Origin of the sequence: Halomonas icarae, assembly GCF_009901955.1 — a bacterium.
Taxonomy (GTDB): Bacteria; Pseudomonadota; Gammaproteobacteria; order Pseudomonadales; family Halomonadaceae; genus Halomonas; species Halomonas icarae.
Map to the genome: position 1 here is coordinate 1 of NZ_WUTS01000031.1, position 1,833 is coordinate 1,833.

Below are 1,833 nucleotides of genomic sequence, written 5' to 3' on the forward strand. Positions count from 1 at the left end.
CTGCTCCCCTGGCGCTGGAAAGAAACTCTACCGGTCTAAATCACGCCGCACGAGGTGGGGTTGGTGGACCGTTTACGTTGCAACCAGTGGCAGCTTCACTCTTGCAGCTAAAAGATTAAATCTGAGCCAGCCTGCAGTATCGGATCAAGTTAAAAAACTAGAAGAGCGATATAATATAAGTTTGTTAGTTAGATCCAAACGCCAGATAACTTTATCGCAACAAGGTGAAAAACTTCTATCCATTACCAACACTATTTTCTCTGCAACAGATGATGCCGAGTCTTATTTAACTAAATCCAAGCAATTGCAGACCGGTAGTGTATCTATTGCTGCTGACTCGCCCATCCATGTGATGCCATATATAAAAATTTTCAAGGAAAAACATCCCAATATATCCTTCTCGCTAAGCTCTGGAAACTCAGAAGAATGCATAAAAAAAGTAATAAAGCATGAGTCTGACTTTTCAGTAACGGCAGAAACAAACAATATAATCGATCCTCGTCTTAGCACGATTGAGCTAAGCAGGGATAAGTTGGTCGTGATTGCACCAACAAGCCACCCATGGTCAGGTAGGAAAGAAGTAGAGCTACATGAGCTAAGCAATCAGCCCATTGTCATTCGAGAAAAAGGATCAATGACTAGAGTTGTATTCGAAAACACAATGAAAGAAAAAAAACTTCCTATTTTTCCTTCAATTGAGGTAGAAGGCCGGGAAGCAGTGTTGGAAATGGTGCTAGCTGGACTAGGAATCAGTGTCGTTTCAGAGGCTGAAAACAAAGGCTATAAGGATATAACATCTATACCGATCAGGGATTGCAGAGCTAAGATGAGTGAAATACTTTCTTGGCAAACTTCTCAAAGTGAGAAAGCCACAACCTCCGCATTTATTGACTGTGTCAAAAACAATATAACACTATAAGAACAAAAGCATATGATAGTGCGGATGTAATTCATAAACACTGCGATCGTGTCTCGTGTCGCCCCCTAAGAGTAGAGGATTTACTAATTGGCAGGCTCACTAGCTTGAGTAAAGCTTCCCAGCATTCGATACAAACTAAACAGCAAACTATATTAAAGGTATATAGGACCCAGCACCTTCACCGTCCAGGACATGATGGCCCGCAATGAGATGCGAATGCTGCTGAGGCTCTACAGGCATCAGGTCTGTATAGGAGCGGCTGACACCGGCACGGCTGGAATATGACCAGGATGCGTAAGCAGGTGGGTCGCCGCTAGTCAGTGCATGCTAGACACATCACCGCTCGCCTTGTAATGACCCCCTGGTTTCTGCACACCCTACGCGGCTAAGGCTGGGTGTGCTCGGGGTGCCACATAGTCCAGAGACTGATGTGGCCGCTCTTCGTTGTAGTACCGGATCCAGCGATCAATCACGACCCTGGCTTGGCCCAGCGACTCGAAGCGATGGAGCCAGATGCACTCTTCCTTCAAGGAACGGAAGAAGCGCTCGACGAGCCCGTTCTGCTCAGGGGTGTACGGCGTCGTGAACTCCTGCGTCAGCCCATACGCCTTCACCGTGCCCGTGTAGTGCCGGCTGCTGAAGACCAGGCCGTTGTCGGAACGTAGTGCCAGTGGTTGCTGAACGCGTCCCAGCGCTCCCAGCCGATAGATCAACGCTTCCTCCAACGCCGCCTCCGCGGTCTTGCTGCTGCCATTGTCCGATAATCGCCAGCCGAGGATCTCACGCGTACAGCAGTCGATGACCACCGCCAGGCTAGCTCGCCGATCCTTGCCACACCGTAAACGGTCCACCAACCCCACCTCGTGCGGCGTGATTTAGACCGGTAGAGTTTCTTTCCAGCGCCAGGGGAGCAG

General features: G+C 48.9%; 2 protein-coding genes. One reads left to right on the forward strand and one right to left on the reverse strand.

The features are described 5' to 3' along the window. A partial coding sequence (locus GRB80_RS16190; protein ID WP_161424445.1) for a LysR family transcriptional regulator occupies window positions 1–919 on the forward strand: 919 nt, incomplete at its 5' end. A 377-nt stretch (window positions 920–1,296) separates the two neighbouring features. Here GRB80_RS16190 and GRB80_RS16195 read toward each other — a convergent pair. Next, entirely contained in the window at window positions 1,297–1,770 is a 474-nt protein-coding gene (locus GRB80_RS16195) for an integrase core domain-containing protein (protein WP_161424446.1), read from the reverse strand. Window positions 1,771–1,833: the final 63 nt, after the last annotated feature.